Here is a 5,632-nt window from a genome sequence, read left to right on the forward strand (position 1 = left end):
TTTTTTTCAATTGGTTAATTGTAGAAATCCTAGATACGTTGTTACCCGAACGCGTTCACCGTACTAATCCCAGGGTTGTAAAAAGACCTGTATCAAAGTTTCGTTCTAAAAAACCAAAACACAGAGGTACTGGACAACGAGTCGAAGCTCCGAAATTTAACGTCACTCATAAGCTTTTGAGCCTTAACTGAACCGTATTGTGCTAAGTTGTCTTCAATAAAAAAACGCAAATATACGCATTCCGACGCAATTTCAGCGTTTCTATACGTATAAATGCGATAAAAGTAGAAACAATTCCAGCTTTATTTAATCGGCGTTGCTGAATCTAGGGATGAAACGCAAAGAAAAATTCAATAAAATCATCCCGCATTTATATAACATCATTTAATGCACTAACGCGATCGCACGTTTCGTCAACGCTTCAGCTGTCAATCCATTAAACGCCATCAACTCACCAGCACTGGCTGTAGTCTCTCCACGTTTCCAAGCAAAGGTGTCGCGCTTGGCTGTACTCCGTAACAGAATCGGTTCCAGCATTCCCGCCGCACCACCAGTAACAGCAATTAACGCATCACCATCAAATAATTCGGCAAATTTCGCATCATCTAAGAAACCGCCTTCGGGTTCAGAACAGGTATCCCAGGCAGTATCATGGCTACGGTACAATTGCCGAGGATTGATAACAGAAACTATCTTCGCACCAATACCTTCAGTTTCTAAGAAAGCAGCAGCTTCAAATACTGGCATTAATGTCATATCACCAATTACAGCAAATACAACTTGCTTATCACCAGCAACTTCATGTAATAGCACCGCACCATCGCGCAACCCTTGATGAGTTTGTTCTAAAGTTGTGCGAATTGGCAATGGCGATTTACTAGCTGTAATCACAATTCCCTTATTCTTAGTTTTCAATGCCCAGTCATAACAGGCTTGAATACTATTAGCATCAGGCGGAAATAATGGGAAAACATTTCCATTTCGCATCAACGAAGCAAAGTAAGCCTCAATTTCTGGACGTTGGTGAGTCCAACCGTTGCGCCCTTGCTCTAATGCGCCTGCTGTGAATAAAGTAATAGTCGAGGGAGTTTGACGGCGCAATTCTGCCATTGCTTGAGTTACAGTTTGCCAAATTGGTAATCCGTTAATGGCAAAAGATTCGTATGAACACCACAAAGTTCTCGCACCCATTAACGCCAAACCCGCAGCTAAACCGGCACAAGCATCTTCACTCAATGGTTCATAAACTTGTCCATTTGGCGCTTGATTATATAAGTCGTCGGTTGTCGGGTGGATAATCTTTAATGCTTGGTTGATGTTGGCAATTCCCGATGCTTCGTTACCGTCGGCGTTGGTGACGAGGAAATTTTGATCTTTTTTTCCAACTATTCCTACCAATCGTCCCATCGCAGTTGTGGAAACTTTTGGTTCACCTCCAACTGCATATTCTTCTAAAGGTAATTCGCCTAATTCTGGTAATGGGAATTCAAATTCTGTCACCACAGTTTTCGCTGCTGGGCCACCACCGGCGCGTTCTGCATTTGTTCTAACTAATTGCCAAGCTTCCGCAGATAAAGCACGGGTTTGCAATGCACTGACTATATGAGGTGCATCTAGCGTATCTTTAGGATAAAGGTTGTGAGATTTTGAACCCCGCGCGTGGACTCCTGCACCTTTAAGTTGTTTAATAATGAAGACGGTAAGTTTACCACCCAATGCCGATCTCGCTGCTTTATCTACACCGGAAAGTACTGCTTGAGTAAATGCTAGGCGTTTCTCAAAGGAAAAGGCGGTACTATCAACGTAATCCCCTGGTTGGTTTTGATCGTCAAAGTCTTTGGCATCAACTAACACCACTTCATCAAAACCGTTACCTTGCCAATATGCCTGCATCTGTTCATTGGTTTTCAGGGAAACCATGCTGTGGTGTTCTTGGCTGTAACCGTTCCACACCAACACTGGTAAGAAGTTGGTGGCAGCAGGATAAGCTGTATGGAAGTGGGCGATCGCACTTACAATATAAGGCTCACCCAATCCACCATCACCAACTGTAAAGGGGAACAACTTATCTTTGTGCAACAGTGCAGCTGCCATTGCAAAGTGTTGCCCTTGTCCCAAAGGCCCCGCAGGTGCGAGAATACCGGGAATGAAACCAGAAAGGTGTCCTAAAAGTCCGTGCTTTTCTCGGAAGCGATCGCGCAATTCTTGGACTGTAAAAATTCCCATGTCCTCTAGCGAACGATCCAAGAACATGGCACTATAAAATCCGGGGGCGTGGTGTCCGACTTCGGTAATAATGTTCTTGTATCCCAGCATGACAAGAGATGCGTAAGCTTCTGCTTGGCTGGCGAATCCGCCGGGATGCCCAGAAGCTTTACTAGCAGTAACTTGCAAAGTTAGGTAGCGGAGGGCATCGGCAGCGAGTAAAGTTTGATATACAGCTGCTTTGTCTGTGGGATCTGCGATCGCTATTTTGCCCGACTCTATAGCAGGTGTTGCACCATGAGTTTCAAAATCTGGTAACGCTTCACCAAAATATTGAATCCCTTCAGAAAAATTGGGAAGCGCTGAAGATGCCTTTGGGGAGATTGCAGTCATGCTGAGTACCTTTTGACGATTAGATGAAACTGTAGATGCTTGTTGAATTTAACCAAAATTTTACATCTTCGAGGTTGTAACAGTTTATTGCTTTTTTGCAACGTTAAAATAAGTAATTTAAATGGTCACGCAACCAAAATTTCAATTCGTTTAACTAATAAAAAAATTTATGAAATTACCAAATGGCCCGCAAATTCCAGCCCTTGTACAGATGCTGCGCTGGATTACGGGGTTGATGCGTAAAGCCCCCGTCATTCATGTGGGGGATATAAGGGCGTTGGCAGAATTGCGCGATGGGCTTACGCCCCGCCGTAGTCGTCGCCAGTCTTATCTTTTAACCCGCCTTCCGTCACAGATCAGCAAAAAACAGACAAAGTAGTACATAAGAACTAAAAAATATAAAAAAAGCAGGATTAATAATAAATAGTGGCATTAAGCTGGGAACTGGATAAGAAGATGAAATTTGGTGAAGGGAGAGAAATGATTTCATAGCAACAGAAATTGTGGAGAAACCCGTTGTGAAATCTATTTCTAACAATGGCATTAGTCTATAAGTTATTTATTTGATACCGATACTTGCATTTATTGGATTAAAGATATTAATTCAGTCAGAACTTTTTTGATAAAGTGATGTTTTGTCGATCGCTGAAATCTCTATGTCCCAGGTATCGCTCCCCCAATCGCGGCATCCAGACCTACCCCTCACCGCTCTTGCGCCCATGCAGGATGTGACAAACCTCTGGTTTATGAAAGTCATTGCCCACTACGGCAGCCCTGACTACTTCTTCACCGAGTATTTCCGCGTGAATGATACTTCACGGCTGAATCGTAGCATTCTGGCAGCAATCACCGAAAACGACACAGGCCGCCCCGTTTTTGCTCAAATGATTGGCGAAAGCATTCCAGACTTAGTAAGAACAGCAAAGGAACTCTGCAACTATAATATCGCTGGAGTTGATTTGAACATGGGCTGTCCAGCACCTAGAATCTATCGCAAAAACGTTGGGGGTGGATTGCTGCTCTCACCAGAAAAAGTGGATCGGATTTTGGGAGAATTACGGCAGGCAGTCAACGATCGCCCTTTAACCGTTAAGATGCGCGTAGGCTTTGAAAATACAGATAACTTTTACAAAATTCTAGATATAATCAATCACCACAGCATTGATTTGCTGAGTTTGCATGGTCGCACGGTGAAAGATATGTACCACGGAGCAGTGAAATATGATTTGATCGCTGAAGCGGTGAAATGGGTTGATTGTCCAGTGCTTGCCAATGGTAATATCCACTCTGCCACAACTGCCCTTAAGGTGCTTTCTCAAACGGGCGCGGCGGGTGTGATGGTGGGACGCTGGGCGATCGGGAATCCTTGGCTTTTTAATCAAATTCGGCAGGCTTTGCGAGGAGAGGCGATCGCACCCGTTCCTTTAGTAGAGGTACGCAACTATATCGATCGTTTATGGCAAACCCCCGCAGCAGCAACTATGCCAGTGCGATCGCGCGTAGGCTACCTCAAAATGTTCCTCAACTACATTGCTCTGAGTGTTGATGCTGAAGGTCATTTCCTGCGGCTGATGCGACAGACACAGACCGAGGTAGAAATGTTTAACCTCTGCGATCGCTTTCTCGTTGCTGATCTGACGAAAACTTTAGCCCTAGCACCCTACTTAGGCGTGTAACTAGTCAGACCTGCTTTTTTTGCAGCCTGATAACGTCGTTCTCCTGCTACTAATTCATACAGATCATCTTTAATGTGGATTGCAGATGATAACCAAAATCTTGAAACTGAAATTATTGGTATCTAAAGAGCATGACAGATAAAACAGATTTATCACAAATAATTGCCAGCAAAAACGACAATCCACTAATTCTGTCACCTGAAAATTTGCAATCACAAGAAGACGTAGAACTTGAGCGAAAATTGCGAGAACTCAAGTTTAAACAGGAACTAAGAAAAGATTGGATTTTATTTATTGTCAGGGATGTAGTAATTTTTCCTGCCGCTATCCTTTTTATTTTTGCTGTAAGTGGTTATTCCCTATTTCTTCATATTCATGGGTAACTTACTCTGACTACAATTTTTAATCAACCACAGAGGTGCAGAATACACAGAAAAAACAGAGATGATATTCACAAATTTGGAATTGTTGGAAATTATTTCTCTCTGCGTTCTCTGCGCCTCTGCGGTTATTTAAAAAATTTTATATCAGTAAAATTGCGTAATTAATTTTACAGAAGACGAAGCCAACTTGCTACAAGTAGACTCATCTTTATATCCACACCAATTTTGCTGGATATAAAGTAAGTATCTGATGGAAATCATCTAAAAATATGGGGCTTTTAATATTTTCTGTTGCTTTAGTCGCCATTGTTGCTCTAATTATCATTAATGCCTACAACGATTTAGTCAAGTATCGCAACCTTGTGGCCAATACTTTTAACTTCACTGTTGCAGAATTGCTCCCCGAAGCTACTCCAGAAATGAGAAATGCCCCACGCGTATCTTTTTAGGTGTCTATGAATTTCTTTGAACATCAGGATCGGGCACGCCAAAATACGCAACAATTAATTGGGTTATTTTCCCTGTCGATCGCAGTCATGATTATGGCAATTTATATTGCCGCTTTATTTCTGTTCCGCATGGCTCCCCGTGTTTGGTGGCATCCAGGGATATTTCTCTACGTAGCTGGGATTACAATAATTGCGATCGCAGTGGGAAGTCTGTACAAAATTGCCTATCTCCGGGAGGGCGGAAGTGTAATTGCTCAGGAGTTAGGAGGAAGACTCCTGCTACCAGATACAGCCGATGAACAAGGGCGACAACTATTAAATATTGTCGAGGAAATGGCGATCGCTTCTGGTAAGCTGTTCCACATTTAGTTTGCAATAGCAGCATTACCTTTATTTTTAATTTTTCTTCCCCATCTAATTATTAACTCTCCCTGATTTAACAACCTATTTAATAAGTTTTTCAGTTCCTCTACTGATTTAAATAGGCGATGAGATATGTATTCTTTCGCCGAATGCCATACAAGTT

General features: G+C 42.6%; 7 protein-coding genes and 1 pseudogene. 5 read left to right on the forward strand and 3 right to left on the reverse strand.

Going from position 1 to position 5,632, the window contains the following annotated elements:
* A partial coding sequence (locus tag H6G97_RS52010; protein WP_206759136.1) for a hypothetical protein occupies positions 1-191 on the forward strand: 191 nt, incomplete at its 5' end.
* Positions 192-384: 193 nt separating this feature from the next.
* Here the strand turns inward: H6G97_RS52010 and H6G97_RS43930 are convergent.
* Positions 385-2,598: a phosphoketolase family protein gene (locus H6G97_RS43930; protein WP_190946777.1), complete on the reverse strand. Its 2,214-nt coding sequence runs from the start codon at positions 2,596-2,598 to the stop codon at positions 385-387.
* Positions 2,599-3,254: 656 nt separating this feature from the next.
* Here H6G97_RS43930 and H6G97_RS43935 point away from each other — a divergent pair.
* Positions 3,255-4,274, forward strand: coding sequence for a tRNA-dihydrouridine synthase family protein (locus H6G97_RS43935; RefSeq protein WP_190946778.1), 1,020 nt, complete (start codon positions 3,255-3,257; stop codon positions 4,272-4,274).
* Here H6G97_RS43935 and H6G97_RS56335 read toward each other — a convergent pair.
* Entirely contained in the window at positions 4,259-4,396 is a 138-nt protein-coding gene (locus H6G97_RS56335) for a ParB N-terminal domain-containing protein (RefSeq protein WP_190946781.1), read from the reverse strand. The two genes, H6G97_RS43935 and H6G97_RS56335, sit on opposite strands and share 16 nt — an antisense overlap.
* A gap of 9 nt (positions 4,397-4,405) precedes the next feature.
* Between H6G97_RS56335 and H6G97_RS43945 the strand changes: the two genes are divergently transcribed.
* From H6G97_RS43945 to H6G97_RS43955, 3 genes are all read left to right on the forward strand, one after another.
* Positions 4,406-4,657, forward strand: a complete 252-nt coding sequence (locus H6G97_RS43945) for a hypothetical protein (protein WP_190946779.1) — start codon at positions 4,406-4,408, stop codon at positions 4,655-4,657.
* Positions 4,658-4,926: 269 nt separating this feature from the next.
* Complete coding sequence (locus tag H6G97_RS43950; RefSeq protein WP_190946780.1) at positions 4,927-5,106, forward strand: LemA family protein; 180 nt, start codon at positions 4,927-4,929, stop codon at positions 5,104-5,106.
* A gap of 6 nt (positions 5,107-5,112) precedes the next feature.
* Positions 5,113-5,475, forward strand: coding sequence for a hypothetical protein (locus tag H6G97_RS43955; protein ID WP_242056021.1), 363 nt, complete (start codon positions 5,113-5,115; stop codon positions 5,473-5,475).
* Here the strand turns inward: H6G97_RS43955 and H6G97_RS43960 are convergent.
* Positions 5,472-5,632: pseudogene (locus H6G97_RS43960) on the reverse strand (IS630 family transposase); the annotation flags it as partial. The gene H6G97_RS43955 and the pseudogene H6G97_RS43960 overlap by 4 nt on opposite strands.

Origin of the sequence: Nostoc flagelliforme FACHB-838 (assembly GCF_014698065.1) — a bacterium.
Lineage (GTDB): Bacteria > Cyanobacteriota > Cyanobacteriia > Cyanobacteriales > Nostocaceae > Nostoc > Nostoc flagelliforme_B.